Below are 26,993 nucleotides of genomic sequence, written 5' to 3'. Positions count from 1 at the left end.
TCATTTTAAAATTCAAATTGAGAGTCTTCTGTTGTGTGGAAAAAATCTGAATAATCTATCTTAAAAATTGGTTTTTTAACTTTTGAAATATTAATCTTATTTTTTATTAATTGAGTTAAAATTCCAGAATATGATAAATCTCCTTGTAAAATAGCTCCATAAATTTTCCCATCTTTATGTATTATTTTTTTATAATTTCCATTTTTATCATGTTCCACTTCAATAATATATCCATCTCCATGCAAGCTTACATTTCCAATTGACATTGTAGGAATATTAAAAAAATTCATTGTAGTTTTACTAGCAAAAAAATCTGTCATTTCCATTTTCTTGCCAGCCATATTACTTGCTGCTACTATTGATTCTTTTACAGCTGCTGGCCAAATAGGTGATAGTCCAGTTACATCTCCAGCACCAAAGACACTATTTATATTAGTTTTCCCATGCTCATCAACTAAAAGTCCCTTACACCCAACATCTACTCCACTATTTTCTAAAAACTCCACATTTGCTCTAACTCCTGCAGCGACTATAACTAAATCTACTGGAAGTATTTCCCCTGTTTTTAGTTCTAAAGAAATTATATTTTTCTTCTCGTCCATAACGGAATTTAAAACTGCGTTATCATAATAATGACTTACTCCAGCTTCAATAAATTTATTTTCATATGTTTTTGCTGTAAATTTATCAAGTTGTTGAAATAAAATATGAGATTGCATTTCAACTAGTGAAAGTTTTGCTCCACAATGTAAAAGTCCAGTAAGTGCATCCATTCCAATAAGACCCGCACCAATTACAACTATATTTTTAGCTTCCTTTGAAACCTCTTTTATTTTGTAACAATCCTCTAGTGTTCTTAATCCAATAACATTTTTAGCTTCTCTAAAATTCTTAATGGGTGGTATAAAAGGTTTTGATCCAGTCGCGACTAAAATTTTATCATAATGAATTTCTTTTCCATCATCTAATATAACACTTTTCTCTTTAGAATTCAAATGGACTACTTTTTTACCCTTTATCCATTTTATCTTTCGTTCTTCAAAAAAATTAATAGGTTTAAAATTTAATTGTTCAATGTCTCTAATCCCTTCTAAATAATGGTGTAAAATACATTTTGAATAAACTTCTTTATCCTCAGAAATTAAAACTATTTCAGCATTTTTATCTAATTTTCTCAATGTGTCTGCCCCATTCAATCCAGCAGCAGAAGCTCCTAAAACTAAATATTTCATTCTTCAACCTCCTCAAAAGTAATAGCAGCCATAGGACATTTTTCTACACATTTTGGATATCCACCAATATTTTGACACATATCACACTTCATTATCTTTTTCTTAGTTCTTTCATCGGCTTTTAAAACTCCATAAGGACATGCCATTATACACATGTAACAGCTAGCACAAGTGTTCTCATTATAATTGACATAGCCTGTTTTTTCATCCTTACTCATAGAACCTGTCATACAAGTATACACACATTCTGGTAAATCACAATTTCTACAAAAGATTGGAGAATATTTCATCTCGCTACTTATGACTACTCTATTTCTAGATTCTTCAGATTCATGTGATACAAGACAAGCTGAAACACAAGTTAAGCATCCAATACATTTACTTCTATCTATTTTAATTCTTTTCAAAGTTCTACCTCCTACAAAGTTTTAGAAATATTAATAGGAACATATTTATAAGATGGTTCTTTAGAATATGTATCATATATTGATGCTGTTAAACTATTCGTTTCTATATAATGCAACGGTGCATATAATTGATCTTTTGGTAAAGTTTTTGTAATAATGGCAGTAAATATTCTACTTTGACCATTGATTGATGAAACAGTTATTAGTTCTTCATCCTTTATTTTTAATTCATTAGCTAGCTCTTTACTTATATAAATATATGCTTTTTTAGATATAACCCCCTGAACATATGGAATCTCTCTTGTTCTAGTTTGGGTATGCCATTGCCCCACTGTTCCTCTTCCAGTATTTAAAACATATGGAAATTCTGATGTTACAGATAAAGGATTTTTAGCTACATCTTCAAATATAAACTTTACTTTTCCATTTGGAGTGTAATATATATTTTCTTCAAATAATCTTCTTTCATTATCAACTAAAACAGATCCAGCTGGAAACGGCCATTGTATTCCCTTTGAATAACTTAAATCTTCATATTCAATACCGGTAATATCACAAGGCATTCCTTTTGTTGTAGCTTTCATATAGTTGAATGCTCCTCTTGGAGTTTCCCATCCATCTAATAATTTACCCATTCCTAAAGCTTTTCCAATCTCTAAAATAACCTCGTAGTCATTTTTAGTTCCTTCTTCTTTTTTTAATACCGGATTTAACTTAGATAGACGACGTTCAGTATTTATTATAGTTCCTTCTTTTTCTATTCCAGAAACTACTGGTAAATATAAGTCACAATCTAAAGAACTATCTGTATCGTCATATATATCTTGAACTATAAAAAAATCCAATTTTTTCATAGCTTCTGCAAACTGGGTATTATTTATCCATGAATGTCTAGGATTTGTACAAAGTATCCAAAGGGCCTTAATCTCTCCAGATATTATTTTTTCAATTATAACATTATATGGTAACGTTGGTTTTGTTGGAAAAATAGAAGAATCTACACCTAAGGCCTGAGCTACAGCTTCTCTTCTTTTTTCGTTATCATAGTCTCCACCACCATAAAGACCAGTCGTATTACTAAATAATCTTGATCCCATAGCATTACATTGTCCTGTTAATGAATTAGGACCAGTTCCAGGTCTTCCTATATTTCCAGTCATAACAGCTAGATTTATAATTGCTTGAGCTGTTCTAACAGCTTGGTATCCTTGATTAACACCCATTGTCCACCAGATTGAAACTCTTTTTCCTTTGTGAATAAGTTCTGCCAACTCCAATACCCTCTCTGCGGAAATGCCAGTAAGCTCTTCTACATTTTCTAACTTATATTTTTTTACATGCTCTTTAAATCCCTCAAAATTCTCAGAATATTTATCAATATAATCTTTATCAATCCAATTTTTTTCAATAATTAAATTGCTTAATGTATATAAAAGTATTAAATCTGATTTAGGCTTTATTCCATAATAAAAGTCTGAGTTTATTGCAGTTTCAGACTTTCTTGGATCTATCGTTATAACTACTTTTTCATTATTTGATCTTATTCTACTCCAGACAACTGGATGAGCTACGACTGGATTAGAACCAATTAAAATAATTGTATCAGAAAGTTCAAAATCATTTAATGTATAAGGCGGTGCATCAAAACCAAAACTTTGTTTGTGTGCTACCACAGACGTAGCCATACAAAGTCTTGTATTTCCATCCATATTTCCACCAACATAATTTCTAAATACATGACCTACCAATGCCATTTCTTCAAGTGTCAATTGTCCTGTGCTTATTGCAGCTATGGAATCAGGTCCGTATTTTTCTTTAGTATTTTTAATTTTTTCAGCCACCATCTTAAAAGCATCTTCCCATTCTATTTCAACTCTTTCACCATTTCCATTCATAAATAGTGGTTTTTTCATTGTACGATACATAGTATTTTGCTTATCTAAATTTAGACCTTTTATACAGCTAAATCCCTTATTAACAGGATAATCTTTTGTTGGTAACACTTTAACAATTTTATTATCTTCAACATAAAAATCCATATTACAAGCTAACGAGCAATAATTACATGTCGATTGAATTTTTGTCATTCAAACTCCTCCTTAAAACGATATATAATATTTAATTCTACTCTTCTTGTTCATTTCCTTCTGTTTCTACATCTAGATTAATAAATAAAAAAGAGAATCTCTAATTTTTCTTAGAAATTCTCTCTATAATTCATAATTTATTTTTTTAAAGCGTTGCTTACTGCTTCTTTAAATCCTTCTGATGTATAAGTAGCTCCAGCAAAATCATCCACATCAGCACTTTGAGTTTCTATAATTTTTTTAGTTAACTCTGCAATTGCTGGTTCAGATATTCTTGGTGTATCTTGATTTTCTAAAACCTTAATAGCAATAATTTTATTGTCTTTAAGTTCTACAGATACTTTTATAACATCGTTGTACCCTTCTCCAGACCCCTCTTTTACTTCATTTGCTAAAACCAAAGATGACATTCCTAGAATCATAAGTGATAATATTAATTTTTTCATTTTTTCCCTCCAAATTAAAATCAAATTACTTCTCTATTTTAACTTGATTTCTAAACTCTGTCAACAAAACTACCTTAAAATATTCATAAAAAAAGTTATTATAGCCGCGTTAAAAAAATCTATAAATAATCCTCCAACTATTGGAATTACAAAGAAAGCTTTTGGAGATGGTAAATATTTTGCTGTAAGTGCTTCCATATTAGCTAAAGCTTTTGGAGTTGTTCCAAATCCACATCCACAATGTCCACTTGTCATAACAACTGCATCATAATCTTTTCCTGTAAGTCTAAACGTTACAAAATAAGCAAATATTGCTATTAATAAAGTTTGAACCACAAGCATAATAACTAAAGGTCCTGCTAATTCTTTTAATTCCCATAATTTAAAACTCATAAGTGTCATCGATAAGAATATCATCAATGTAAAATTTCCAACTGTATTTATTATATCTAAATGAACATCAAATTTCCCAGAATAATCAGATATATTTCTAATAACTGCTGCTGCAAACATCGCACCAATATATGATGGTAAAACTATCCCAATATCAGATAAGAATTTAGAAATTATACTTCCAATTCCCATAGCTATAATAATTTGAAAACAAGCTCCTGAAACTAAAGAAGTTTTTATTTTATCTTTTTTGTTCCCACCAAGCTCATAGTTTTCCTCGTTGCTAGTTTTATTTAATAAATCGTTTTTCTTTATAAGTCTATTCGCAATCGGTCCAGCTATAATACTTCCAGCTATCAGTGCATACGTTGCTGTTGCCATAGCAACAACTGTTGCTCCTTCGGCTCCATAGCTTTCAAGAATAGGTCCAAAGGCTCCTGCTGTTCCAGGTCCTCCCGTTGTAGACATAGATCCTGTAGCCAATCCAATAAAAGGACTGAGATCTAAAAGTTGTGCCATACTAATACCAACTACATTTTGAACAATAGCAAGTCCAACAGAAGCAATTAAAAACATTAATACTGGTAATCCAGCTTTTTTAAGTAATTTTAAACTTGCAGAATATCCTACTGTTGTGAAAAATGCTATCATAAAAATATTTCTTAAAGAGTCTTCAAAAATTATATTAAATAAACCAGTCTCATGGCCTATTAGTGTAATTACTGAAAATACAGTTCCACCAGTTACGGCATCCGGTATACAATTATCTTTTAAAAATTTAAAAGAGTTATTCAATATTTTCCCCAAGTATAAGACAACAACGGCTAACGCTATTGTTTGAATTGTTGTAAGTTCAATATTCATTCATTCCTCCTTAAAGTATATTAATACAAAAAAATATATAAAATGTATATAAAAAATAAATAGTAATACATTATATCATATATTTTATATAATACAAACGTTTATGATATAATAGAATTAAATCAAAAATAATTTTTAGGAGGACATTATGATTTATTCGGTTACAGATATTATGATGTTTTCTCTTATAAGCAATGATATTACAACTCAAAATAAATATAGCAAACCAATTATAAACCAAGAGTTTCTTTATAGTTTCTTTGACTATACTCTAAAAAATCAAATAAATATTTTTTCTGAAAAAAGATTAGTAAGAAGAGAAATTATAAAAGAGTTTAGTTCCAATATATCTAAACGTATAAATTCAGAAATTTTAGAAAAAATATTTCTGGATGATGTGCTATATTATGAAAAGTTAAAAAAGCAATCTCAAATTCAACTGGATACCTGTCAAAGTTTAAATATTAATTTTGAAGTAATTACCTCTAAAAATTACCCAAAAAATCTTCTTTCACTTAAATATCCACCATACTTCATATTTTACAAAGGAATACTTCCATCAGACTTAGAGTTTGGAAATTCTTTAACCATCGTTGGAACAAGAATTCCAAATGAATTTCATGCTGAAAATATCACTAAAACAATTTTAGAATCTATCTGCCATACAAATCCAATCATTATTAGTGGTCTTGCACTAGGATGTGACTCAATCGCACATTCAGCAGCTTTAAATTTATCATTGAAAACAGGAGCTGTCCTTGGGCAAGGACTTGCTACAAGTATTTATCCAGAAAAAAATACTCATTTATCTGAAACTATCTTAGACTCTGGCGGTTTTCTCATCTCAGAAATTCCACCTACATTAAAAATAAATCCCATGTATTTAAAACTGAGAAATAGAATTCAAGTTTCATTAGGAAAAATAATTTTTATTATGCAAACCTCAGAAAAAGGTGGAACTATGCACAGTGTTAAATATGCTTTACAACAACATAAAAATATTTTTGTCTGGAACCCATCAGGAGCTTTGAATAAAGAAAATAATTGTGTTAAAGGAAATTATAATTTATTAGAAACTAACAATTTTTTTTCTATAAAAGATTCCAATGATTTTAATGAAAAATTAAAAATAATAAATAAAAAAAAGCTAGAATATACATTCCAGCTTTTTCCTAACTAATTTTCTTCATTTTGAAAAACATGTTTTAAAACCATTGCAACATCTGCAGCATTTGTCTCCACGATGTGTACAAGTTTATGTTCTTTATTTTCTTCTTCAATTAAGAAATATATTCTTCCATCTCTTTGTTGAATCTCTTTACAAATTCCAATAACAAGAGAAAACTTTTCATTCTCTGATGAAACAGCTATTACTTCAAATTCTTCACCTGAAATATCAAAATTAATTTTATCTTCTGGCTCTAAAAATTGTCTTGTAATCTCTTCCGCTTGTTGATAAAAGTCCTCTAATTTTTTAACATATCTATGAGTTCCTATTACAGCATCAGCTAAAGCAGCTATTGAAAATGAGTGAAATATATCTTCTACAGAATATCCTGTTGGAGCTATCTCCTTATTTTGAAAATATATTTTAACTCCATCTTCTAAATTATACTTTATAGTTTCTAATAAAGGAGTTTTAGTTCCATCCATATAATCTATAGCATCTATTCCATATTTTCCTACAGATATTTTTTTTACCTTATCCTTCTTCATTAAATTTATAAAATCATTGTCTATTTTTTCATAAAATTCTTCAATAAAATTATGTAAAATCTCTAATTCTTTACTCATTTTTCCCTCCTCAATTACTTTTCTAACTATATCATAATTCCAAATTTATCTTTTTACAAGGAAAAAAATAAATTTATAGTAAATATTATAAAGAGATTTTTCTTGACTGAGGAGGAGTATCTATGTATATTTGGTTAGGTGTACTAATTTTTTTAGTTTTTACAGTTATTTCATTTAAAATACTTTTTATTATTTTAACAAGAAAATTTACTAAAAAAGTTAGAGGTACAAAAGATGACCATATTGAAACTCTTAGAGGAAGACTTGTTCAAATAAGAAAAATAAATAAAGAAAACAAGTTTGAAGTATCCATAGATGGAAAATATTGGTTAGGGACTTCTGATGATAACCTTAAAATCGGAGATAATGCTATAATTATTGGGTTCAATGACTTAATTTTAATTTTAAAAAAAATATGAGGTGAAAATTCGTGAAAAAACAACTAAGTGAAAGAACAAAAATGATTATATATATAGCTATCATTGTTGGATATCTTATATGGAGATCTTTAAGATAAATTTATTATCTCTCCACTTTTATTTCCAGTATATCCATCTAATCCAGTTAGTTTATTTTTAAAGAATTCAGATTTTAATAGATTTATAAATTCTATTATTTTCTGATCTTCTAGCATTTTAGTTTCTAATACAAAATCGTACTCTTCTTCTTTTAGTGGAATGAAATCTAAATCTGCTATACGAGCAGCTTCCATTATTCCTAATCCAGCATCTGCTGTTCCAGATTTTATTGCCATTGCAGCTTCCAAATGGGTAGCTGCTTCCCTTTCATACCCTACTATGCTATCTATAGATATATTTTCTTGCTTTAATAAATAATCTAGAAGTATTCTTGTTCCAGAACCTCTTTGACGATTTATATAGTTTATATTTTTATCTACTAAATCTTTTATTCCTTTTATTCCTAGAGGATTTCCTTTACTTAACATTATCCCCTGTATTCTTCCAACTCCCTTTATAAGGGACATTTCTTTATTTGGAAAATATTTTTTTACAATAGATATATTATACGTTCCATCATTTTCATCTAATATATGTATTGGAGCTATATGAGTATTGGAATTTTTCAATGCCATTATTCCTCCAAAGCTTCCAACATGTGTTGATGTAAGTTTAATTCTGTCAGAAATTAAATCCATAACTATATCATGACTTCCTACTGATACTAAATAGTCTCTAATTTCTTTTAAAGGTTTCAAAAGTCTAATTTTAACTTTTTCCCCTGAACCTATTCCTTCTATATTTTTAGGAATTTCTAAAATTCCATCAGCTTTTACTAAACTTGTAGTTATTCCGGCTCCACGTGAAAGCGGAGTTGCCATCAATTTCCCATCTATATAATAAAGTACTATTCTTACTAATTCTTTATGTTTTAAAGATGATACAATTGTCTTTGAAAGAGTAGCATCCACATATGTGTCCTCATTATAATTTCCTATGATTTTTTCTAATAATGATTTTACAAATATTTCCATAGAAAGATATGCAGAAACTGGATATCCAGGAATTCCTATCACTGGTTTATCGCTAATTTTTCCAAGTATTGTTGGTTTCCCAGGCTTTACTGCGATTCCATGAACCAAAACTTCTCCAAGAGACTGAATAACTTGTTTAGTATAATCTTTACTCCCAGCTGACGATCCAGCATTTATTATCACTATGTCAAAATTTTGATTCGCTATTTCTACTGTTTTCTTTATCTCTTCAAAATCATCTTTTGATTTTGGAAGTATGGTTGCTTCTCCTCCCCATACTTTTATAAGAGAACTAAATACATATGAATTTGAATCAATAATTGAATTTTCTACATATTTTTCTTTTAAGATATCTATAACTTCATTTCCAGTTGGTAAGATTGCAACCGTTGGTTTTTTATACACTTCTATTTCAAGTATTCCAGCTGAGAGTAATGCTCCTAAATCTTGAGGCATTATTTTGTGATTAGATTTTAAAATCATCTCACCTTGAATCATATCCTCTCCTACTGGTCTTATATGTTGCCAAGGTTTAGCACTTTTTATTATTTTAAAAATTCCATTTCCTTGTGGAATAAGTTCTTCAATCATTATTACACAATTTCCCAATTTATAATCTATAGGATTTCCAGTATTAACATAAGTGAAATCTTTTTCTTCGGATAAAAAAATTGGATTCCTCTCTGAAGCTTGAGATGTTTTATCTGCAAAAATCAATACCCCATCCATAGCACTAGCTGAATAAGATGGTGATGATTTTTTTGCAAATACTGGATTTGAAGTTATTTTTCCAACTGATTCTATAACAGATATCACTTCAACATATCTCTTTAGTTCTATATTTTCAAATAATATCTCTAAAGCCTTTTCAACCTCTATATTATCTATATAAATATTTCTGCTATCCATGCAATACCACCTCAACCATTTCTCCTGCATAATACCCCTCTATAAAATCTGGAATAGCTATATATCCACAACTTTCCAAAAGAGGCCTTACCATAGAAGATTTCCCAAAAATTGGATATACTATTTTTTCTCCACCTTCGTCAACTATCTTCACATTTATAAAACAAACTTTTCCAGGGTCTCCATAAAGATTTTCTCCAAGCTTTGCAATTATAGACTTTTTATTCTTTTTAAGAATTGATGGCTCTACCAAACACCTAAAAATATTTATGGCTGATTGTGGATGGCCAGGCAATCCAAATATAAACTTCCCGTTGCATATAGCTCCTATAGTTGGCTTTCCAGGTTTTACAGCTATTCCATGTAGAAATATCTCTCCTCCAATAGATTCAATAGCCTTTTCCGTGAAATCCTTTACTCCAACAGAACTTCCACCAGATATGAGAACAACATGCGCTGCCTCTAATGCACTTTCTAAACTCTCATGTAAAAGATTCATTTTATCTCCAACAAGAGATCTTATTACTACTTCTCCCTTTGCATCTTCAATGAGAGAACTCAAGGTATAAGTATTTATATCATAGACTTCACCTATATTTAGAGGTGTTCCTAAAGGTATAATTTCATCACCCGTAGAAATAATTGCAAATTTTATTTTTTCAATCACAGAAACATATTCCTGTCCTATAGATGCTAAAACTCCAATATGATATGGTGTTATTTTTTCTCCAGCATTTAATATTTTTTCACCAAATTTTATTTCATCACCCGTAAGAACCATATTCGAAAAATTTGATATCCCTCTGCTTATTAAAATTTCAGAATCTAATTTTTCACAGTCCTCTATCATTACAACACCATCAGCACCTGCTGGTAACATTCCTCCTGTTGGAACATAAACACAATTTCCTCTACCAATAGATAATTTTGTATGCTCTCCCATTAAAATTTCACCAGATAAAAATAGAGGGACTGGAACAGATTCACTAGCTCCAAAGGTATCCCTCACATCTACAGCATATCCATCTACAACTGACCTATCGAAAGATGGAATATTTACAGAAGATATAATATCTTCTGCTAAAATACGTCCAACTGAATTTTCTAATTTTATTTTTTCATTTTTTAATATTATTTTATTTCTAATCATTATATCTTCACAGGCTTTTTCCAGTGAAACAGTTGTAAAAAATTTCATTTATCCTCCTGAGATTTATTAATCATCCAACATATTCCGATGCTCAATTGTAGTAAAAAAATCATTGGAACAGCAAGCATAATCTGTGATACGATATCTGGCGGAGTCATAAGTGCAGCAACAATAAATATCAACATAATTAATATTGGTTGTTTTTTTCTTAAAGTTTCAGCTCTTAAAATTTTAAGTTTAGCCAATAATGCTACAACAACAGGAATTTCAAATACTATTCCAAACGTAAAAAGAATAGAACATATAAAATCTAAATAAGCTCCTACCGAAATCATTGCAGATATCTCATCTATTTGAAGTCTTGCAAAAAAACTTAACATGGTAGGAAGTACTATTTTGTACGCAAAAAAACTTCCTGTAAGAAAAAATATAACTCCAGCAAAGAGTGAGGCCATCAGATAGTTTTTCTCATCCTTATAGAGTCCTGGACCTATAAATCCCCATATCTGAGATAAAGTTATTGGAGATACTATTACAGCTCCCGAAACCAAAGAAATTTTAACATAAGCTAAAAAAAGCTCTGGTGGAGTAAGATATACAAGCTTCATATTTGGATTCATTTTAAGAAATATTTCAGTAAGTTTATCTGCATATTCGTAACATACAAATATTGATACAACATTTACTAAAAATATTATAAGAAGCCTCTTTCTTAACTCCGCTAAATGACCTAGCATAGTAAGATTATTTTTCCTCAATTTTACACTTCCTTATTGTTAAACATTTTTTTCTTTTTCTTCATTTGGAGTATTAGGGTCTATATCTTTAGCAATATCATTTGCATGCCCCTTAAATTCTTTTATTGCTTTTCCTAAAGATTTCCCAATCTCAGGTAATTTAGATGGTCCAAAAATTACTAACGCTATACATAATATAAGTATTAACTCAAACGGTCCAAGTCTTCCAAACATAAATTTCACCTCATCAATTTTTTGTTGTACATTTTATATTTTTATTAAATTATGGATTTTGAAATTGTTCCACTTCTACCCACTCACATAATCCTCTAGCATGAGGTTTTGTCATATATAAATCAGAATATAAATAAATGACCCCATTCGTTGCAGAAACAGTTTTTACATCCTCATATTCTTTATTTTTTTCTATCTCTTCTAAAGTTTTTTCTAATTCCTCATCAGTACCTTTAAATGGAGACAATTTAAACAAATTCAGTGCTGTGGGTCTTGGATAAAGTTTCGATTCTCTTCTAACAACCTCACAAATAGTTTTTACTAGATTTTTTTCCTCTAAGCTTACTAGAAGTTCTGCGTAATTATCACTCACGTATTCAGATGAATAAAAAAATTCTTTATCCTTCTCACTAATTTTTAAAATGTCCTTAAATTCTTCATCTGCAGACATCTCTTGTAAAATATCTTCAAGTTTAGAAGCCTCTAAACTTAGAGGCTCCTTTAACAATTCATCTTTTTTTACAATTTTTCCTTGTTTAGAAATTTCTCTTATATAATTTGAAATTTTCTCTTTTGTCATAATCTATAATTCACTCCCAATTTAAGCTGGTAAAAGATTCATTTTCTTAAGTTCTTTAGCTACATCTGAAAGTCCAAGTCTATCAAGAGTTGCTTTTGTTGGTGCTCCAGTTTTTTCATCCCATCCCATTTCTTTATAGAACATAGTCAAGGCAACTTGCATATCTTTTCTATCCATTTTATCTGTTCCTGGAGTAAATACAGGAATCTCTGGATCCTTATCAAATACCCATTCAGTCATTCCATCGTGTTCGTTTCTCATGTCTATTGTATTCATATTTTTAACTGTTAAAGCTCTATGAAGCGTGAAAATTCTTTCAGCAGCTAAATCTAAACTCTCTTCAGTATAATTTTCTCCAGTTACAACAGTCATGAATTTAGCCTCAAGACCTAAATCTCCTCTATAATTTCTTGATTTATGAGGTGAAACTGTCATTGGCCACATCCAGTTACATACAGTTAATGAATCATGTAGACAGTTTTTAATAATTGCCCATTTTGCAAGTTTAGCCTTATATTCATTCATAGGTGTATAATTTTTTGGTGCATCTATTCCCATAGGTGATCCAACAATTTCTGCTACTACATCCTTTTGAATTTCAATTGGTAGTCCACTTCCAACAAGGTTTACAAGTGTATGACTCTGAGCATCTCTGTTAAACATACAGCTGATAAGTGATCCTACTTGTCCATTTGTCTCATTTGAATGATGCTTTGGAAATCCTAATCTTGACCACAGACCATATTGAACATTGTTCCAATAGTCATCTCCAAAATTCCATCTCTTAGCTACCCAGTAAGCTCCTTCTCCTAGATGTCCTAATTCTCCCTCTTTATAAGCAATTCTTCTATAGAAATCAACTAAGAATGCTGGGTCTTTATCCTCTAAAAGATGCCAAGGAATTGAGTCGTATTCTGCAGCTGGTAAAACCTTTTTAAATATTCCTGTTTCATAAGCATGTCTTAAGTCTGTACCTAAAAGTCCATAGTTACACCATACACCATAGTCATCTGCAAGAGAAGCTCCTATGGCTGCAGCGAACATTTTTCCATCGCCTTTTTCTTCAATATCTTTATTTCCTTTAAACATTACTCTTTGTGGAGAAAAATATCCCATACATGAGTTTGCTACATAAGGAGATACTCCATAATCTTGAAGTTTTGGAATTTTTAAATGACTCATACATCTTATAGGGCATGATTGACATCCACCCATTCTAACAGTATATTTTTCTGCTGATGGTCCCAAATCAAAAGTTGCTTTCATAGTTCTAAATCCTACTTTATTTACATCTCCAGCAGCAGCTATTCCAGTTTCAACTGGTCCACCCTCCGCAGCTCCCCATGTAAGCCCTTCTTTTGCTGTCCATCTACTTCCTTTACTATGGAACTCTGCCCAAGGTTGTGGAGTACTTGGTACAACGTGTTGATTGTTGGCTCCAATTAAATCCTTCATCATATAGTTGTTTAATTTTAAAAGATCTCTACCTTTTCCAGCTATCTTTACAGCTTGAGTTCCTCTTACACCTATTGCCTTTAGCATTTTAGAACCAAGAACTCCACCATGTCCTCCTGCTGAATGACTTATTCCAGTCATTATAACAGATAGATTTACCATGTTTTCCCCTGCTTGTCCTATAGCAGCAATCGAAGCATCTTTTCCCATAAGAGATGATAACTGTGCTGTCGTATCCTTTATTCCTGTTCCCCACACTCTTGAAGCATCTTCAATAGAAACGTTGTCATCATCTATTTTTAGCCATACCGGTCTTGAAGATTTCCCTTCTATTATAATAGCGTCATATCCTGCATACTTTAAATGGGCTGCAAAGTTTCCTCCCATATGAGAATCCGATACAGCGTTATATGGATTAGATGGTAATAGCGATGTTATATTTGTTCTTGAACTTGATGGTGCTCCTGACCCTGTAAGCGGTCCCACAGCAAAAATAATTTTGTTAGCTTCATCAAAAGCTTTAGTTCCTGCTGGAACTTCATCAAATAAAACTTTGTATCCAATTCCCATTCCACCAATTAATGATTTGAATTTTTCCGTATTTTCTATTGTAATTTTTCCATTAGACAGATTTACTCTTAAAATTTTTCCTGCCCATCCGTATGAATTATTCATTTTTTAGTTTCTCCCCCTTGTTTTATCTCTTGCTAAAGTAGTGTGCTTTACTGATATCTTCCCATGGAATTATTTTTAATGCACTTGTTGGACATGCTTTTGCACATGCTCCACATGAAATACATTTTGTTGAATAACCTTTTTCTTGATCCAATGTAGGAAGACCCCATGGACAAGCCTCTGTACAAATTCCACATCCAACACAATTAGCTTTTATAACCGTTCTAGCTCCAGTATGTGGGTCTGCAACAATCGCTCCTTTTGGACACGCATTTCCACAGAAAGGTTCTCTGCACTGCTTACAAGTTACAGGAGTCATTTTAAGATTTCCAAATTGACCATCCTCATATTTATAATTCATTTTTGGTCCTGTCGTTCCAAAGTTGTAGTTTTCACTAACTTTGATTCTAGAAATAAAAGGTTGTATCTTCTCATCATTTTGAAGCGTACATGTGATTTCACAACGCTGACATCCTGTGCACTTAGAACGATCTACTACTAAAAGTCCCTCTGGAAGTGCTGTAGCTGCAATTGCCTCTTCTCCAAAACCAAACATTGAAAGAATAGATGATGTTACTGCAAATCCTGCTATTCCTTTTCCAGTTAGTTTTAGAAAATCACGTCTTGTAGTTTCCCTATCAAAGAGTTTCTTTTTTTCTTGTGACATTAGTTCTCCCCCTAAAATTTTGTTTTTTATGTAAAAAGATTTATTTTTATCCACCTATTTGATACATATATTTTTCAGAGCTACTTGTTCCAGACTCTTTCATGTTATGTTTTTCAGGTTTTTTTAAAACAGAATTTATTATATATTCTTTAAGAATTTTACTGTCTGTCATATATTTTGTTAAATCAATCTCTTCTTTTGCATGTAAACAAAGCTTTATAGTCCCTCTACTTGTAAGTCTAACCCTTGAGCAGTGGTCACAAAATGAACAACTTATTGGATTGATTAAGCTTATTCTTCCAGAAGATCCCTTTTTCTGATAATACCCTTCTGTATTACTTCCCTGTTGTGAAAAATACTCTACATCTGGAATAGATCTTAGAACTACATCAGGATTTACACCCTCATACTTTACCCCTTCACCTATAGGCATAAGTTCTATAAACCTTATATCAATATCACACTTCTCTGTGAGATTTAAAAAATCGACTATTTCATCATCATTTATTCCCTTTATTAAGACACAATTAATTTTTGTTTTTAATCCAAGTTTTTGTGCCTCAACAATTGACGCCATAATTTCAGAGAATTCCCCATTTTTTGTTATTTCTTTAAATCTTTTTTCCTGTAAAGAATCTAGACTAATGTTAACTCTTTTAAGCCCTTTTTCTTTTAATCTTATTAAATTTTTAGAAAGGCCCTGTCCATTGCTTGTGATTGCAATATCTTGAATTCCTAAGTTTTTAGAAAACTCTATCAAATTTTCTAAATGTGGAGAGAGCAAGGGCTCTCCACCAGTAAATCTAATTTTATCTATTCCTAACTCTCTAAATATCTGAATAATTTGTTTATAGTTACTCTCTGTTAAAAGATCTCTGCATTGTTTTTTATCTTGACCATTAGGCATACAGTATACACAACTAAAATTGCATCTTTCTGTTAAAGATACTCTTAAGTAGTCAATTTCTCTATCAAATCCATCTTTCATACGATTTTTCCTCTCATCTTTTTTACAAATAGATTATACTATTTTTAACTTGATAATTACAAGAAAAAAACTTATTTTTTTAAAATAATTGTTCTAATTATGATATAATAGGAATATTATAACTCATTTTACAAAGCTGTTTCTGCCAATATACTATTGAAAAATTCAACTCCATTTTTTAATACTGATGTTTCAAAATCAAATTTACTATTGTGTAAAGGATAAATATGATCTTTCTCCTCATCCCTTATTCCAAGTAAACATAAAAGTCCAGGCGTTCCATCTTGTAAATAAAAAGAAAAATCTTCCGATCCACTAAGTGATATCTCTGTCTCTATCTCTAGATTTTTAACCACTTTCTTGGCCATTTCTGCCAAGGTTGAATTATTTATAACCGGAGGATAAAATGGCATAAATTCCATATCTATTTTAACATCGTAAGAAACTTCAAATCCTGCATTTATCTTGGTAATTCTTTCTTTAATAAATGGTATTAAGCTTACATCTTCTATTCTTATAGTTCCCAATATTTCAACTTTTTCTGGAATAACATTTCTAACTTTTCCCGCCTTAAAACTTCCAATCGTAAAAATAAACACAGAATTTGGATTTATATTTCTAGATGCTATCGATTGATACGCCTCTACTAATTTTGCTCCAATTAATATTGAATCCACTCCTTTGTGAGGTTGTGCTCCGTGGCACCCTTTCCCAGTTAACGTTATATTTATATTTATATTCTGCAAAGAAAGAACCCCAGACTTTATAGCTATCCCTCCAGTATTTAACTCTGGATAAACATGAAGAGCAAATATCGATTCAATTTTTTTTGACTTATAAAATGAATCTTTTACCACAAATCTTGCTCCTCCAGCTCCCTCTTCTCCAGCTTGAAAAATAAAAAGTAATGATTTTTTTAATTTTGTTCCGTTGGTTATCATTTGTTTTGTATTTTCAATAAACGTCAATAAAGTTGCCGTATGTCCATCATGTCCGCACGCATGCATCATTCCTATATTTTTTGATCTATATTTGTTACCACTCTCTTCCACAACAGGGAGTGCATCTATATCTGCTCTAAAAGCTATACATTCCTCACTTTCTCCCGCTATAAAAGCCACTGTACTAGTTCCTATCTCTTTATACTCAACTCCTATGTTAGTCAATACCTCTCTAATATATTTAGCTGTGTTGTATTCTTCAAGAGATATCTCTGGTATAGAATGAAGATAATTTCTATGTGTCTCTAATTGCTTTAACATAAGTTCCCCCTAATATTATTTTATAATTGAGTCAATATATTATTACCATATTATTAGCATATTTTGTTCATATTTTTTACCAATGATAAGTATTAAAATAATATAATTGATTTATTTTATTTATGAAGTAAACTCAGAGCAATCTATTTATTAAATATCAGGAGGGAAATATGGCTGAAAATATTAAAGTTAAGAACGGCAATAGTTTTTTGGATTGGATTGAAAAAACTGGAAATAAAATTCCACATCCATTTATTCTTTTTTTTATATTTGCTGTTGGAATTATTATTATTTCTACGATTGCAAATATTTTTGATGTAAATGTAACTGACCCAGTTAAAAATGAAATTGTTAAAGTTAAAAGTTTATTGTCCAGTGACGGAATAAATTTTATGCTTCAAAGTATGATTAAAAACTTTACTGGTTTTTCACCTCTAGGTCTCGTTTTAGTAATGACTCTTGGAATTGGGTTAGCAGAACACGTTGGTCTTGTCTCTGCATTTATGAGAAACTCAATATTAAATAGCTCTCCCAAAATAATTACCTTTATGATTATGTTAATTGGTATTTGTGGAAATATTGCTTCTGATGCCGCAATAGTTATTGTTCCTGTAATTTCAGCAATTATATTTCTCTCACTTGGTAAACATCCTTTAGCAGGAATAGCCGTAGGATATGCTGCAACAACTGCTGGATTTAGTGCTAACTTAATTGTGGCTGGTACAGATGCTCTCCTTGCTGGAATTTCTACCGAAGCAATGAAAATAGTTAATCCTAATGTTACTGTATCTGTCGTTTCTAACTGGTATTTTATGGCTGTTTCAACATTTTTATTAGCAATTGTTGGGACTATCGTTACAGAAAAAATTATTGAACCAAGACTTGGAAAATATACTGGAAATAAAACTTTTAAAAACGAAGCTATTTCACCAGTTGAAAAATCTGCACTAAGATGGGCAGGTATTTACTCTTTAATTTATATACTTTTTATAGTTGCAATTGTAGTTCCAAAAAATAGTTTTTTAAGAAATCCTAAAACTGGTTCTTTACTAAACTCTCCACTCTTAAACTCTATTATCCCTCTACTTCTATTTTTATTCTTAATAGCTGGAATTACATACGGTAAACGTGTTGGACAAATTAAAACAGCAGGAGATATCCCAAGACACATAACCTCAGCTATGAAGGATATGTCTTCTTATATCGTTCTTGTTTTTATGATTGGACAATTTATAGCATACTTTAACTGGAGCAACTTAGGATTTATTTTAGCTGTCAATGGAGCTGACTTTTTAAAAAATATGAATTTAAAAGGAATCCCTTTATTCTTGATGTTTATAATTTTATCTTCAATTGTTAATTTATTTATTGGAAGTGGATCCGCAAAATGGGCTCTTTTGGCTCCAATTTTCATTCCCATGTTTTATATGTTAGGTTATAATCCTGCTCTAACTCAGATGTTATACAGAATAGGAGACTCCACCACAAATGTTATATCGCCTCTGTTTCCATATATGCCAATTATTCTTGGTTTAGCTCAGGAATATGATGAAGATTATGGAATGGGAACCGTTATTTCTGTCATGATGCCATATACTATAGCACTTCTTCTTATGTGGTCACTTATGGCTATAGTTTGGGTATACTTTGGTATTCCACTAGGTCCTGGAACACCTTTATATATCTAAAAATTTGCAATAAAAAAACCACTTTTTATTTAAAAGTGGTTTTTTTTATAGTTACGCCATGTCTTGGCATTATTTTTCTTTTGTTTATTATAATTAAAGGTGAAACTTCAGTTATATATAATATTTTTTCTGTTTTTTCATCTAAAAAAAATTCTGGTAAAACTTTTAGTCTAACAACTCTTTTTGATTTAGGTTTAATTTCAAATTCACTGGGATAAATTTTTATATATTTTACATTTTCATCTGATATATTTATAGATAACTTTAATAACTCATCTGATATATTTTCAATTTCAATACTTTCATTTCCACCATCTGAAGAAACAAAGATTCTTCCGGGAGTAACCGTTGTTCTAAAAACAGAACCAAATCCTGTATTAAATATAATTAGCATTCCTAACATAACATATAGCTTAGATATTTTCATGAATTTATAACAGTTAAAATGACAACATCGTCATTTATCTCCTTTCCATTTTTATTTGTGTCTAGAACAAATAATGTGTTATTTTCTTTTTTTATTTTTAGATTATTAGAGGTTGTCATAGTTCTTTCAACTTGTCCAAATTGATCTCTAAGTTCATTTAAATTTAAAGAAAGTTTATTATTTTTATTCTCTACTGTTGAAACAGTAGCAGAGTCTAAAACATAAGCTGACATATTTACAGTTGCGTTCGATTTTGCATAAATGTTTGTAATTCCTATTGTCATTCCTATTAATAACATCATTATTTTTTTCATATTTCTCACCCTTTTTATTTGATGAGAGATTTTGATAAATTTTGATACTAAGTTATGGATTTAAAAAAATAAAGCTATGACCATGTCATAGCTGCTTTAATTTAAATTTCACCCTATACTTAGTTGAAATTTTGGCAGCTGGCTGTCTTTCTATAAATAGTTAAGACCCTATAGTTTTGCGTCACTAGATTTCTCTAGTTTTGCTATTATCATTATCTCTGTTTATAGAATTTTACAATATAAATATTTCTATGTCAACTTTTATATATAAAAAAAATAAAATTAAAAAATTTAGGTATATAATATAAATAAAATTAATTCAGGAGGAGCCTATGAATGAAATTTCAGCATTGATTTTAACTGGTGGTATGAGTAGTAGAATGAATTATCAAGATAAGTACCTTTTAAAATATGACAACCGAAATTTTTTAGAAAAAATAATAGATGAGTTAGAAGATTTTCAAGAAATAATCATAGCAGCAAATAGTATTCAAAGTTTTCATCAAATTAATTTTAAGGATAAAAATGTAAAAATAGTCAGAGATATATATGAAAAAATTGGTCCAATTGGTGGTCTTTATAATGGAATCTTAAATTCCTCTAATGAATATATCTTTGTGACAACTTGTGATTCTCCAAATATCACAAAAAATTTTATTAATTATATTTTAAGTTTTCATACTCCTGATTACGATGTTCTAGTTGTAAGATGTGAAAGAGGATATATAAATCCACTATTTGGAATATATGGCAAAAGTTGTCTAGATAAATTAAAAAGTTGTATCGAGGATAAAGAATATAAACTTATTGAAGTTATTAAAAATTTAAAAATTAAAGAAGTTTCTTTAAAAAATATTCCTTTTGATGGAGAACAACTTTTATTAAATATAAATACTCCAGACGAATTAAATAAAATTTAATGAAAAACCCCTTAAAGCAAAAACTCTAAGGGGTAATATTTATTTCTTTTCTTTTTTCAAAGCTATTGCTGTTGTAACTATTAGTCCACCCCAGATTATTCCACATCCTAAAATCATAATAAATAAAGCAGAACTATTCATCTTTACCATCTCCCTTATTAGTTATTTTAGATTCATGCCAATCTTTTTTATACAAAATTGTAGCTGAAACCAGCATAAACAAAATTGTTCCCCAACCAAATATTAAGTTAGCTCTAAGATTTATATCGTCTAACTCAAATAATTTATCGATTCCCTGTATAAAATTAGAAATAACTGTAACACCTAAAAGTAGTGGAGTGAAATATTTTAATAACCAATCCCATAATTTCCCAACTTTAAAATCAGAATAACGATTAGCTTCTTCTCTCAATTTCTCAGTTCCATATATATATCCTATAGCAATAACTTCCACTAGTCCCAATGTTGCTATAACATAATTTGATACATGTGCATCAACTATATTTAATATAAAATTAAATCCTACATAACTTGCAAAAAATCCACTTCCTAAAAATCCAACTAATGATACATAATTTGTTAGTTTTCCTCTCTCTATATTAAACTTATCTAACGCAGCGGTATTAAATGCTTCTAGCATAGATATACTAGATGATAGTCCGGCTATAAAAAGACAGAAGAAAAATAAAAATCCAATTATACCTTGAATTATAGTATTCGTTGTAATAGTTGAAATAGCTATTGGAAAGGCTATAAAGGCTATTCCTGCTCCATCTCCAAAAGAGTTGAACTCTACTCCCATAGTTGAAACCAAATATCCAAGAGTAGAAAAAACTGTAATTCCTGAGATAATATCAAATGATGAATTCGCCAAAACTGTTATAAATGAATTATTAACTATATCTGACTCTTTATGTAAATAAGAACCATAAGCTATCATAACCCCAACTGCTAAAGTTGTTGAAAAGAATACTTGTGCATATGCAGCAATCCATATACTTGGATTTAAAAGCTTACTAAAATCAGGTGTAAATAAAGCATTTAAACCAATTGAAGCTCCCTCTAATCTTAAACTATTAATCATAAATGAGATCATTAAAACCATTAGAATTGGAGTAAATATAGTTGATGCCTTTTCTATCCCTTGAGAGATTCCTTTTTTTACAACTATCCAATTTCCAAGCCAAACAAATACCACAAAGAATAGTAAATATTTACTAATTCCTGCTCCAAAATCAAAGGCATTATTTCCACCGCCCACAATTATTCCCATAAGTTTTCCCGGATCATTCATCCAGTTTACTATTCCAAAAATTTGTCCCAAGGACCAAACCATAAATATTAAAGAAATTGATATAATAGTTGAATAAAACATCATAACTACTACGGGAACCATTACCTGTAGCCATCCAATCCATTCAAATTTTTTCCCCAGATGTCCTAATGACTTTGTTGAGCCTCCTCTAATTTTTCTACCATAAGAGTACTCCATAATCATAAGTGGTATTGCACAAGTAACTATAGCTATAAAATACGGGATAAAAAAAGCTCCTCCACCATTTTTATATGCTTGAAACGGGAATCTCCAGAGATTTCCAAGTCCAATTGCGGCACCTACTGCTGCAAAAATAAATCCCTTTCGTGTCGTCCATTGTTCTCTTTTTTCGCCCATTTTATCTACCTCCATATTTTAAAAAAATGACCTTAACTTTTTAAAATTAAGGTCATTTCTGAATCAATATATTATTTCTCTACTATCTTTATACCATATTTTATAACCATTTTACTAGTACCTATTTTTTATTAATAAGATGTGATATCACATCTTCTACAGTTTCAAAAACACAAGGATAAATTATAGAAGGTCTAGTTAATAGAATAGATACTGCATTTGCAGCCTTTGTTGCTTCAATCTTTTCTTTTTCGCCACCGGTGTCTCCACCTTTTTTACTAACTACATATTTTATATTTAAATCCTCAATTTGAGCCAAATTCATTTTATAAGAAAAAGGTCCCTGCTGAGCAATTATATTTCTAGGTAATATTCCAGAGTCTTCGGCTTTTTTAACCATTTCCCATTTTGGAAGTATTCTAAAGTATATATTTTTTAAATTTTTAAGTTTTGAAAATTTCTCAATATTGTTGCTACCCAATGTTACTAGTATATTTCCTTCTAATTCTTCAACATATAAAACTATATCCTCAACACTGTGAAGTTCTATAGCATTCTCATCCTCAGTCTCTAAATTAACTCTTTCAAAACGTACATATTCTATCTCTTTTATTTTTGCACAATTCATAGCATTTTGAGAAACTTCAACTGCATATGGATGGCTTAAATCGACAATTTTTTTTATCTGATTATTTTCAATAAACTCTTCCATCTCTTTAGGAAGGAGTCTTTTACAAAAAACTTTTACCGAAAAATCTTCTAGTAATTTTCCACCATATTCTGTTGCGGTAGTTACAATAAGTTTGTCTTTATCAGGAAAAGACTCTATAAAATCTCTAGAGTCTTTTGTTCCCCCAATAATCCAAATCATATTTTGTATCCTCTTGGTGTTATCATTCTGTCATTTGCTACATAAGTTTTAGAGTTTCCAATTATAACTACAGTAAACATATCTATTTCATGATTCAAGAAATCTCCAAGCGTTGTAAGAGTATAATTTTGCTCTTCTCTTCCAACGTGTCTAAGTAGAGCAACTGGTGTAGATGCAGCTTTATGTCTTAACATAATTTCTCTTGCTTCAACTATTTGGCTTGTTCTTCCTTTACTTTTTGGATTATATAAAGAAATTATAAAGTCTCCTTCACTTGCCTTATCAACACGGTTAGTTATAACACTCCAATCTGTCATAAGGTCACTTAAACTGATTATTGAATGGTCGTGCATAAGTGGTGCCCCAACTACCGAAGCTCCAGCTACTGATGATGTAACTCCAGGAACTACTTCTACTTCAATTCCAGATTCCATAGCAACTTCAATCATTATTCCTGCCATTCCATATATTCCAGCATCTCCACTACTGATTAAAGCAACATTTTTTCCAGATTTTGCAATCTCTAAAACTTGCTCGCATCTTTCAACCTCTTTTTTCATTCCTGACACATAAAACTCTTTTTCTGAAAACTCATCTCTAACTAAATCTATATAAGTTATATATCCTGCTATAACATCTATATTTTTTAAAGTATTATAAGCTCTAACTGTAATATCTTGCATATTTCCAGGTCCAATTCCTACAACATATATTTTACCAAATTTCATTTCCAAATCTCTCCTCATAAATGGATACAGTAACTCCATTGTATTTTAATTTTTTTTCTATAAATTTGCCATCTTTATTAGATGCAAGTAGTGCACATGGTTCTGACACCGCTTTTACTCCAATTTCTTTTTTTACAAATTCCGAACCTTCAAAATCATCCTCTATTTTTAAAATTTCGTCTCTAGAAATTATTGTTAGCTTCTTATTAAATTCTTCTACGGCCTCTAAAATTCCAATTTCATCGGCTTTTAAATCCACTGTAGAAAAAAGTTTTATGCTTTTTGTAGAAAGATTATTTTTTTCAAAAGCCATTTTTATAGCCTCTAAAACAACTTCCTTTTCAACCCCTCTTCTAGAACCTAATCCAACCACTAAATTTCTCGGATACAGTCTAACAGTTTCTATTTTCTCTTTGTTTGAAACTATTACTGCTCCATGGGAATTTCCCGATTCTATTATATTTTTAGGAAGAGTCAGTGTAACATTTTGTCCATCTACTATAAGAGACGTCACTTTTTTAGCTGCATCCAAAGATTCTAATTCAGATTTTAACTTTTGCGATAATGTATCTACAGCAATTTTTCCAGTCACATCTGAACTTGTTGTTATTATGGCAACTAAATTTAATTTCTTGGCAATGTCATTTACCATCTCATTAGCCCCACCAAGATGCCCCGAGAGAAGGGATATTGCAAAGTTCATCCCTTCATCTATAACAGCTACAGCTGGGTCTATATCTTTACTCTTTATAAGTTTTGAAATTTTTCTTATAACTATTCCAGTAGCCATAATAAATATATGTCCATCATATTTATTAAAATTTTCTTCTAGAGTAGATGTAAAATCATCCATCTGTACTGAATCTTCTACTGAAAATTTATTTAGTGTATAAAGAGTTCCGTTCATTTTACTTTTTACAATTTTGCCTAAATATCCAGCTCCTCTTGTCACTGTCCAAATGGCAATTTTCATTACTCTATTCCTTTTCTAAATTCATGAGTAAAGTGTTTATCATAAAGTTTTGATTTCTCATATTCGTTTCCTAAGAAATCTCCAACTAAAATTTGAGCAGTTTTAGAAATGTTAGCTTCTTTTACTTTCTCTTCTATAGTTTCTAAAGTTCCCATTACGATCTTTTGATCTTCCCAAGTAGCTCTTTGAACAATTGCTATTGGTGTAGTCATTGGATAATGAGTTGCCAGTCTCTTTATTACGTCTCCTATCATATGAACAGATAAGAATATTGCCATAGATGCCTTATGAGAAGCTAAGCTCTCTAATGCTTCTTTTTCTGGAACTGGAGTTCTACCTTCAAGTCTTGTACAAATGACTGTTTGAGATATCCCTGGTAAAGTAAACTCTTTTTTTACCGCTGCTGCCGAAGCTAGGAATGAACTTACCCCTGGAACAACTTCATACTCTATCCCATGCTCATCTAAAACGTCCATCTGTTCTCTATGTGCACCAAATATTGCTGGATCCCCTGTATGAACTCTAACAACTTTTTTACCAGCTTTTATTCCATTTACAGTTACTTCCATAACTTCTTCTAAATTCATACTAGCAGAGTTATAAACTTCTGCAGACTCTTTATGACACTCTATAACTTGTCTTGGTACTAGTGATCCAGCATATATTATAATATCCGCTTCCTTTACTAATCTTTGACCTTTTATAGTTATTAACTCAGGATCCCCTGGTCCCGCTCCTATGAAATAAACTTTTTCCATTGTTGAATACCGCCTTTTTTTAGTATTAGTGTTGAAAAATAATGTACATCCTCTTTATCTAAATTCTCTATATCGAAGAAAATTTCTTGATTTTCTTTACCACAATTAGAAACTAAGATTATATTATCCATATTTCCAGTTTCTTTTAATGCTGCTTTTAACTCATTGTAATCTCTTGTAACTTTCATAAATACTATATTATCACTTTTTTCAATTTCTTCCTTTATCTCTACATCTCCATGTAAAGATATAACTTTTAATGACTCATCTCCCATAACAAGAGGTAAATTGAATCTTGAAGCTATATCAGCAAAAGATGATATTCCAGGAATAGTCTTCACTGAATACATAGAATCTAGGTACTCTAGAACATATACATAAGTACTAAAAGTCATAGGATCTCCTATTGTTAAAAATCCAACATTCTTTCCTTCGCTTAAACATTTTTCAATTGTTTCAGCATGTCCTTTTCTGATAACTTTTTTCTTTTCTGCATCTTTAATCATTGGAAATTCTAAGAATAGCATTTCAATATCTTCTTTTAAATACTCTTTAGCTATTGAATAAGCTGTACTTCCTTCGTCTTTTTTTGCTTCTGGCAAAATTACAACATCTAAATCTTTAAGAGCGTTTATAGCTTTTAAAGTTATCATTTCTGGATCTCCTACTCCTACTCCTATTCCATAAAATGTGGCCATTATTCGTCTCCTTTATTTGCTGTTATTATATAAATTGGATTTTCACCATACATCATCGTATAAGGTCCTACGTTTTTCCCTCTACCTATTGACACATTTATAACCTCTATATTCTTAAACTTCATTTCTTTAAGCAATTTAGTGGCATCACTTAGTGTCTCTAGTGTTATAGCATTTATAACAATTCTTGAGTTTTCTTTAGAGTATCTTTTGAAGTGATCTAAAATAGTTTTCAAAGAACCCGTAGAACCACCAATAAACATTCTATCATAAGCTATTTCTGGAATAGACTCCGGTGCACGTCCAACTATTATTTCTATATTATCTAAGTCAAATTTTCCTATATTATTTTTAAGAGTCTCAATTCCTTTAAGTTCTTTTTCAATAGCATAAACTTTTCCTTTTCTACAATATGTAGCTGCTTCAATTCCTATTGTTCCCGTTCCTGCTCCAACATCTATTAAAACTGAGTCTGGATTTAACTGAAGTTTTGCAATCGATATTGCTCTAATCTCTTGCTTTGTCATAGGAAGCTCTCCTTGGACAAACTCGCAATCATATATATGTCCCAT

Annotated in this window: 29 protein-coding genes and 1 riboswitch; of the genes, 4 read left to right on the top strand and 25 right to left on the bottom strand. The window is 30.4% G+C overall.

Annotated features, from left to right (window positions below; genetic code table 11):
* Positions 1–5: 5 nt before the first annotated feature.
* From H3N56_RS01335 to gltS, 5 genes are all read right to left on the bottom strand, one after another.
* A complete protein-coding gene (locus H3N56_RS01335; RefSeq protein ID WP_185879544.1) occupies positions 6–1,232 on the bottom strand; it encodes an NAD(P)/FAD-dependent oxidoreductase in 1,227 nt (408 codons plus the stop codon).
* Positions 1,229–1,639: a 4Fe-4S dicluster domain-containing protein gene (locus tag H3N56_RS01330; RefSeq protein ID WP_185879543.1), complete on the bottom strand. Its 411-nt coding sequence runs from the start codon at positions 1,637–1,639 to the stop codon at positions 1,229–1,231. Before H3N56_RS01330 ends, H3N56_RS01335 begins: the two co-directional genes overlap by 4 nt.
* A gap of 11 nt (positions 1,640–1,650) precedes the next feature.
* The gene (locus H3N56_RS01325; RefSeq protein WP_185879542.1) at positions 1,651–3,726 is read right to left on the bottom strand and encodes a molybdopterin oxidoreductase family protein; all 2,076 of its coding nucleotides are present in this window, start codon (positions 3,724–3,726) and stop codon (positions 1,651–1,653) included.
* Between the two features lie 137 nt (positions 3,727–3,863).
* On the bottom strand, positions 3,864–4,172 hold the full coding sequence (locus H3N56_RS01320) for an FMN-binding protein (protein WP_185879541.1): 309 nt from the start codon (positions 4,170–4,172) through the stop codon (positions 3,864–3,866).
* A 69-nt stretch (positions 4,173–4,241) separates the two neighbouring features.
* Positions 4,242–5,429: a sodium/glutamate symporter gene (gene gltS / locus H3N56_RS01315; RefSeq protein WP_185879540.1), complete on the bottom strand. Its 1,188-nt coding sequence runs from the start codon at positions 5,427–5,429 to the stop codon at positions 4,242–4,244.
* A gap of 148 nt (positions 5,430–5,577) precedes the next feature.
* On the opposite strand from gltS, the gene H3N56_RS01310 reads away from it, so the two are divergent.
* Positions 5,578–6,609 carry a DNA-processing protein DprA gene (locus H3N56_RS01310; protein WP_185879539.1) on the top strand — a complete coding sequence of 344 codons (1,032 nt, stop codon included), beginning with the start codon at positions 5,578–5,580 and terminating at the stop codon, positions 6,607–6,609.
* Here H3N56_RS01310 and H3N56_RS01305 read toward each other — a convergent pair.
* Positions 6,606–7,223, bottom strand: a complete 618-nt coding sequence (locus tag H3N56_RS01305; protein WP_185879538.1) for a hypothetical protein — start codon at positions 7,221–7,223, stop codon at positions 6,606–6,608. The two genes, H3N56_RS01310 and H3N56_RS01305, sit on opposite strands and share 4 nt — an antisense overlap.
* A gap of 122 nt (positions 7,224–7,345) precedes the next feature.
* Between H3N56_RS01305 and H3N56_RS01300 the strand changes: the two genes are divergently transcribed.
* Complete coding sequence (locus H3N56_RS01300) at positions 7,346–7,642, top strand: NfeD family protein (protein WP_185879537.1); 297 nt, start codon at positions 7,346–7,348, stop codon at positions 7,640–7,642.
* 89 nt (positions 7,643–7,731) lie between these two features.
* On the opposite strand, the gene H3N56_RS01295 is transcribed toward H3N56_RS01300, so the two are convergent.
* From H3N56_RS01295 to H3N56_RS01255, 9 genes are all read right to left on the bottom strand, one after another.
* A complete protein-coding gene (locus H3N56_RS01295) occupies positions 7,732–9,624 on the bottom strand; it encodes a molybdopterin biosynthesis protein (RefSeq protein WP_185879536.1) in 1,893 nt (630 codons plus the stop codon).
* On the bottom strand, positions 9,617–10,822 hold the full coding sequence (locus H3N56_RS01290; protein ID WP_185879535.1) for a molybdopterin molybdotransferase MoeA: 1,206 nt from the start codon (positions 10,820–10,822) through the stop codon (positions 9,617–9,619). The genes H3N56_RS01295 and H3N56_RS01290 overlap by 8 nt, the downstream gene beginning before the upstream one ends.
* On the bottom strand, positions 10,819–11,532 hold the full coding sequence (gene tatC, locus H3N56_RS01285; protein WP_185879534.1) for a twin-arginine translocase subunit TatC: 714 nt from the start codon (positions 11,530–11,532) through the stop codon (positions 10,819–10,821). The genes H3N56_RS01290 and tatC overlap by 4 nt, the downstream gene beginning before the upstream one ends.
* Before the next feature lie 18 nt (positions 11,533–11,550).
* Entirely contained in the window at positions 11,551–11,745 is a 195-nt protein-coding gene (locus H3N56_RS01280; RefSeq protein ID WP_185879533.1) for a twin-arginine translocase TatA/TatE family subunit, read from the bottom strand.
* 49 nt (positions 11,746–11,794) lie between these two features.
* Positions 11,795–12,325 carry a hypothetical protein gene (locus H3N56_RS01275; protein ID WP_185879532.1) on the bottom strand — a complete coding sequence of 177 codons (531 nt, stop codon included), beginning with the start codon at positions 12,323–12,325 and terminating at the stop codon, positions 11,795–11,797.
* A gap of 21 nt (positions 12,326–12,346) precedes the next feature.
* A complete protein-coding gene (locus tag H3N56_RS01270; RefSeq protein WP_185879531.1) occupies positions 12,347–14,455 on the bottom strand; it encodes an aldehyde ferredoxin oxidoreductase in 2,109 nt (702 codons plus the stop codon).
* A 22-nt stretch (positions 14,456–14,477) separates the two neighbouring features.
* Positions 14,478–15,122 carry a ferredoxin-like protein gene (locus H3N56_RS01265; RefSeq protein ID WP_185879530.1) on the bottom strand — a complete coding sequence of 215 codons (645 nt, stop codon included), beginning with the start codon at positions 15,120–15,122 and terminating at the stop codon, positions 14,478–14,480.
* Between the two features lie 46 nt (positions 15,123–15,168).
* A complete protein-coding gene (gene moaA / locus H3N56_RS01260; protein WP_185879529.1) occupies positions 15,169–16,110 on the bottom strand; it encodes a GTP 3',8-cyclase MoaA in 942 nt (313 codons plus the stop codon).
* 128 nt (positions 16,111–16,238) lie between these two features.
* On the bottom strand, positions 16,239–17,372 hold the full coding sequence (locus H3N56_RS01255; RefSeq protein ID WP_185879528.1) for a M20 family metallopeptidase: 1,134 nt from the start codon (positions 17,370–17,372) through the stop codon (positions 16,239–16,241).
* 170 nt (positions 17,373–17,542) lie between these two features.
* Between H3N56_RS01255 and H3N56_RS01250 the strand changes: the two genes are divergently transcribed.
* The gene (locus H3N56_RS01250; protein WP_185879527.1) at positions 17,543–19,060 is read left to right on the top strand and encodes an AbgT family transporter; all 1,518 of its coding nucleotides are present in this window, start codon (positions 17,543–17,545) and stop codon (positions 19,058–19,060) included.
* Positions 19,061–19,085: 25 nt separating this feature from the next.
* On the opposite strand, the gene H3N56_RS01245 is transcribed toward H3N56_RS01250, so the two are convergent.
* Together H3N56_RS01245 and H3N56_RS01240 are read right to left on the bottom strand one after the other, a co-directional pair.
* The gene (locus H3N56_RS01245) at positions 19,086–19,487 is read right to left on the bottom strand and encodes a hypothetical protein (protein ID WP_185879526.1); all 402 of its coding nucleotides are present in this window, start codon (positions 19,485–19,487) and stop codon (positions 19,086–19,088) included.
* The gene (locus H3N56_RS01240) at positions 19,484–19,801 is read right to left on the bottom strand and encodes a hypothetical protein (RefSeq protein WP_185879525.1); all 318 of its coding nucleotides are present in this window, start codon (positions 19,799–19,801) and stop codon (positions 19,484–19,486) included. Before H3N56_RS01240 ends, H3N56_RS01245 begins: the two co-directional genes overlap by 4 nt.
* Before the next feature lie 130 nt (positions 19,802–19,931).
* Positions 19,932–20,016: riboswitch (cyclic di-GMP riboswitch) on the bottom strand.
* 117 nt (positions 20,017–20,133) lie between these two features.
* On the opposite strand from H3N56_RS01240, the gene H3N56_RS01235 reads away from it, so the two are divergent.
* Positions 20,134–20,721 (top strand): molybdenum cofactor guanylyltransferase, encoded by a 588-nt coding sequence (locus H3N56_RS01235; protein WP_185879524.1) that lies wholly within the window; start codon positions 20,134–20,136, stop codon positions 20,719–20,721.
* 39 nt (positions 20,722–20,760) lie between these two features.
* On the opposite strand, the gene H3N56_RS01230 is transcribed toward H3N56_RS01235, so the two are convergent.
* From H3N56_RS01230 to cbiT, 8 genes are all read right to left on the bottom strand, one after another.
* Entirely contained in the window at positions 20,761–20,862 is a 102-nt protein-coding gene (locus H3N56_RS01230; protein ID WP_185879523.1) for a methionine/alanine import family NSS transporter small subunit, read from the bottom strand.
* Positions 20,855–22,393, bottom strand: a complete 1,539-nt coding sequence (locus tag H3N56_RS01225; RefSeq protein ID WP_185879522.1) for a sodium-dependent transporter — start codon at positions 22,391–22,393, stop codon at positions 20,855–20,857. Before H3N56_RS01225 ends, H3N56_RS01230 begins: the two co-directional genes overlap by 8 nt.
* A gap of 121 nt (positions 22,394–22,514) precedes the next feature.
* A complete protein-coding gene (cobK, locus tag H3N56_RS01220) occupies positions 22,515–23,264 on the bottom strand; it encodes a precorrin-6A reductase (protein ID WP_185879521.1) in 750 nt (249 codons plus the stop codon).
* Entirely contained in the window at positions 23,261–23,992 is a 732-nt protein-coding gene (gene cobJ / locus H3N56_RS01215) for a precorrin-3B C(17)-methyltransferase (RefSeq protein ID WP_185879520.1), read from the bottom strand. Before cobJ ends, cobK begins: the two co-directional genes overlap by 4 nt.
* On the bottom strand, positions 23,979–24,965 hold the full coding sequence (cbiG, locus tag H3N56_RS01210) for a cobalt-precorrin 5A hydrolase (protein ID WP_185879519.1): 987 nt from the start codon (positions 24,963–24,965) through the stop codon (positions 23,979–23,981). Before cbiG ends, cobJ begins: the two co-directional genes overlap by 14 nt.
* On the bottom strand, positions 24,965–25,723 hold the full coding sequence (gene cobM, locus H3N56_RS01205; protein ID WP_185879518.1) for a precorrin-4 C(11)-methyltransferase: 759 nt from the start codon (positions 25,721–25,723) through the stop codon (positions 24,965–24,967). The genes cbiG and cobM overlap by 1 nt, the downstream gene beginning before the upstream one ends.
* Positions 25,702–26,421 carry a precorrin-2 C(20)-methyltransferase gene (gene cobI, locus H3N56_RS01200; RefSeq protein ID WP_221893416.1) on the bottom strand — a complete coding sequence of 240 codons (720 nt, stop codon included), beginning with the start codon at positions 26,419–26,421 and terminating at the stop codon, positions 25,702–25,704. Before cobI ends, cobM begins: the two co-directional genes overlap by 22 nt.
* Complete coding sequence (cbiT, locus tag H3N56_RS01195; protein ID WP_185879517.1) at positions 26,421–26,993, bottom strand: precorrin-6Y C5,15-methyltransferase (decarboxylating) subunit CbiT; 573 nt, start codon at positions 26,991–26,993, stop codon at positions 26,421–26,423. Before cbiT ends, cobI begins: the two co-directional genes overlap by 1 nt.

It is taken from the genome of Cetobacterium sp. 2A, assembly GCF_014250685.1.
Lineage (GTDB): Bacteria > Fusobacteriota > Fusobacteriia > Fusobacteriales > Fusobacteriaceae > Cetobacterium.
Note: the sequence above shows the minus strand (reverse complement) of the source record. Positions and strands in the feature narration are given on the sequence as shown.

Coding starts and splice junctions, on each gene's coding strand:
- H3N56_RS01335 (WP_185879544.1), bottom strand. CDS start 1,232: ATGAAATATTTAGTTTTAGGAGCTTCTGCTGCTGGATTGAATGGGGCA.
- H3N56_RS01325 (WP_185879542.1), bottom strand. CDS start 3,726: ATGACAAAAATTCAATCGACATGTAATTATTGCTCGTTAGCTTGTAAT.
- H3N56_RS01320 (WP_185879541.1), bottom strand. CDS start 4,172: ATGAAAAAATTAATATTATCACTTATGATTCTAGGAATGTCATCTTTG.
- gltS (WP_185879540.1), bottom strand. CDS start 5,429: ATGAATATTGAACTTACAACAATTCAAACAATAGCGTTAGCCGTTGTT.
- H3N56_RS01310 (WP_185879539.1), top strand. CDS start 5,578: ATGATTTATTCGGTTACAGATATTATGATGTTTTCTCTTATAAGCAAT.
- H3N56_RS01305 (WP_185879538.1), bottom strand. CDS start 7,223: ATGAGTAAAGAATTAGAGATTTTACATAATTTTATTGAAGAATTTTAT.
- H3N56_RS01300 (WP_185879537.1), top strand. CDS start 7,346: ATGTATATTTGGTTAGGTGTACTAATTTTTTTAGTTTTTACAGTTATT.
- H3N56_RS01295 (WP_185879536.1), bottom strand. CDS start 9,624: ATGGATAGCAGAAATATTTATATAGATAATATAGAGGTTGAAAAGGCT.
- H3N56_RS01290 (WP_185879535.1), bottom strand. CDS start 10,822: ATGAAATTTTTTACAACTGTTTCACTGGAAAAAGCCTGTGAAGATATA.
- H3N56_RS01280 (WP_185879533.1), bottom strand. CDS start 11,745: ATGTTTGGAAGACTTGGACCGTTTGAGTTAATACTTATATTATGTATA.
- H3N56_RS01275 (WP_185879532.1), bottom strand. CDS start 12,325: ATGACAAAAGAGAAAATTTCAAATTATATAAGAGAAATTTCTAAACAA.
- H3N56_RS01270 (WP_185879531.1), bottom strand. CDS start 14,455: ATGAATAATTCATACGGATGGGCAGGAAAAATTTTAAGAGTAAATCTG.
- H3N56_RS01265 (WP_185879530.1), bottom strand. CDS start 15,122: ATGTCACAAGAAAAAAAGAAACTCTTTGATAGGGAAACTACAAGACGT.
- moaA (WP_185879529.1), bottom strand. CDS start 16,110: ATGAAAGATGGATTTGATAGAGAAATTGACTACTTAAGAGTATCTTTA.
- H3N56_RS01255 (WP_185879528.1), bottom strand. CDS start 17,372: ATGTTAAAGCAATTAGAGACACATAGAAATTATCTTCATTCTATACCA.
- H3N56_RS01250 (WP_185879527.1), top strand. CDS start 17,543: ATGGCTGAAAATATTAAAGTTAAGAACGGCAATAGTTTTTTGGATTGG.
- H3N56_RS01245 (WP_185879526.1), bottom strand. CDS start 19,487: ATGAAAATATCTAAGCTATATGTTATGTTAGGAATGCTAATTATATTT.
- H3N56_RS01240 (WP_185879525.1), bottom strand. CDS start 19,801: ATGAAAAAAATAATGATGTTATTAATAGGAATGACAATAGGAATTACA.
- H3N56_RS01235 (WP_185879524.1), top strand. CDS start 20,134: ATGAATGAAATTTCAGCATTGATTTTAACTGGTGGTATGAGTAGTAGA.
- H3N56_RS01230 (WP_185879523.1), bottom strand. CDS start 20,862: ATGAATAGTTCTGCTTTATTTATTATGATTTTAGGATGTGGAATAATC.
- H3N56_RS01225 (WP_185879522.1), bottom strand. CDS start 22,393: ATGGGCGAAAAAAGAGAACAATGGACGACACGAAAGGGATTTATTTTT.
- cobK (WP_185879521.1), bottom strand. CDS start 23,264: ATGATTTGGATTATTGGGGGAACAAAAGACTCTAGAGATTTTATAGAG.
- cobJ (WP_185879520.1), bottom strand. CDS start 23,992: ATGAAATTTGGTAAAATATATGTTGTAGGAATTGGACCTGGAAATATG.
- cbiG (WP_185879519.1), bottom strand. CDS start 24,965: ATGAAAATTGCCATTTGGACAGTGACAAGAGGAGCTGGATATTTAGGC.
- cobM (WP_185879518.1), bottom strand. CDS start 25,723: ATGGAAAAAGTTTATTTCATAGGAGCGGGACCAGGGGATCCTGAGTTA.
- cobI (WP_221893416.1), bottom strand. CDS start 26,421: ATGGCCACATTTTATGGAATAGGAGTAGGAGTAGGAGATCCAGAAATG.
- cbiT (WP_185879517.1), bottom strand. CDS start 26,993: ATGGGACATATATATGATTGCGAGTTTGTCCAAGGAGAGCTTCCTATG.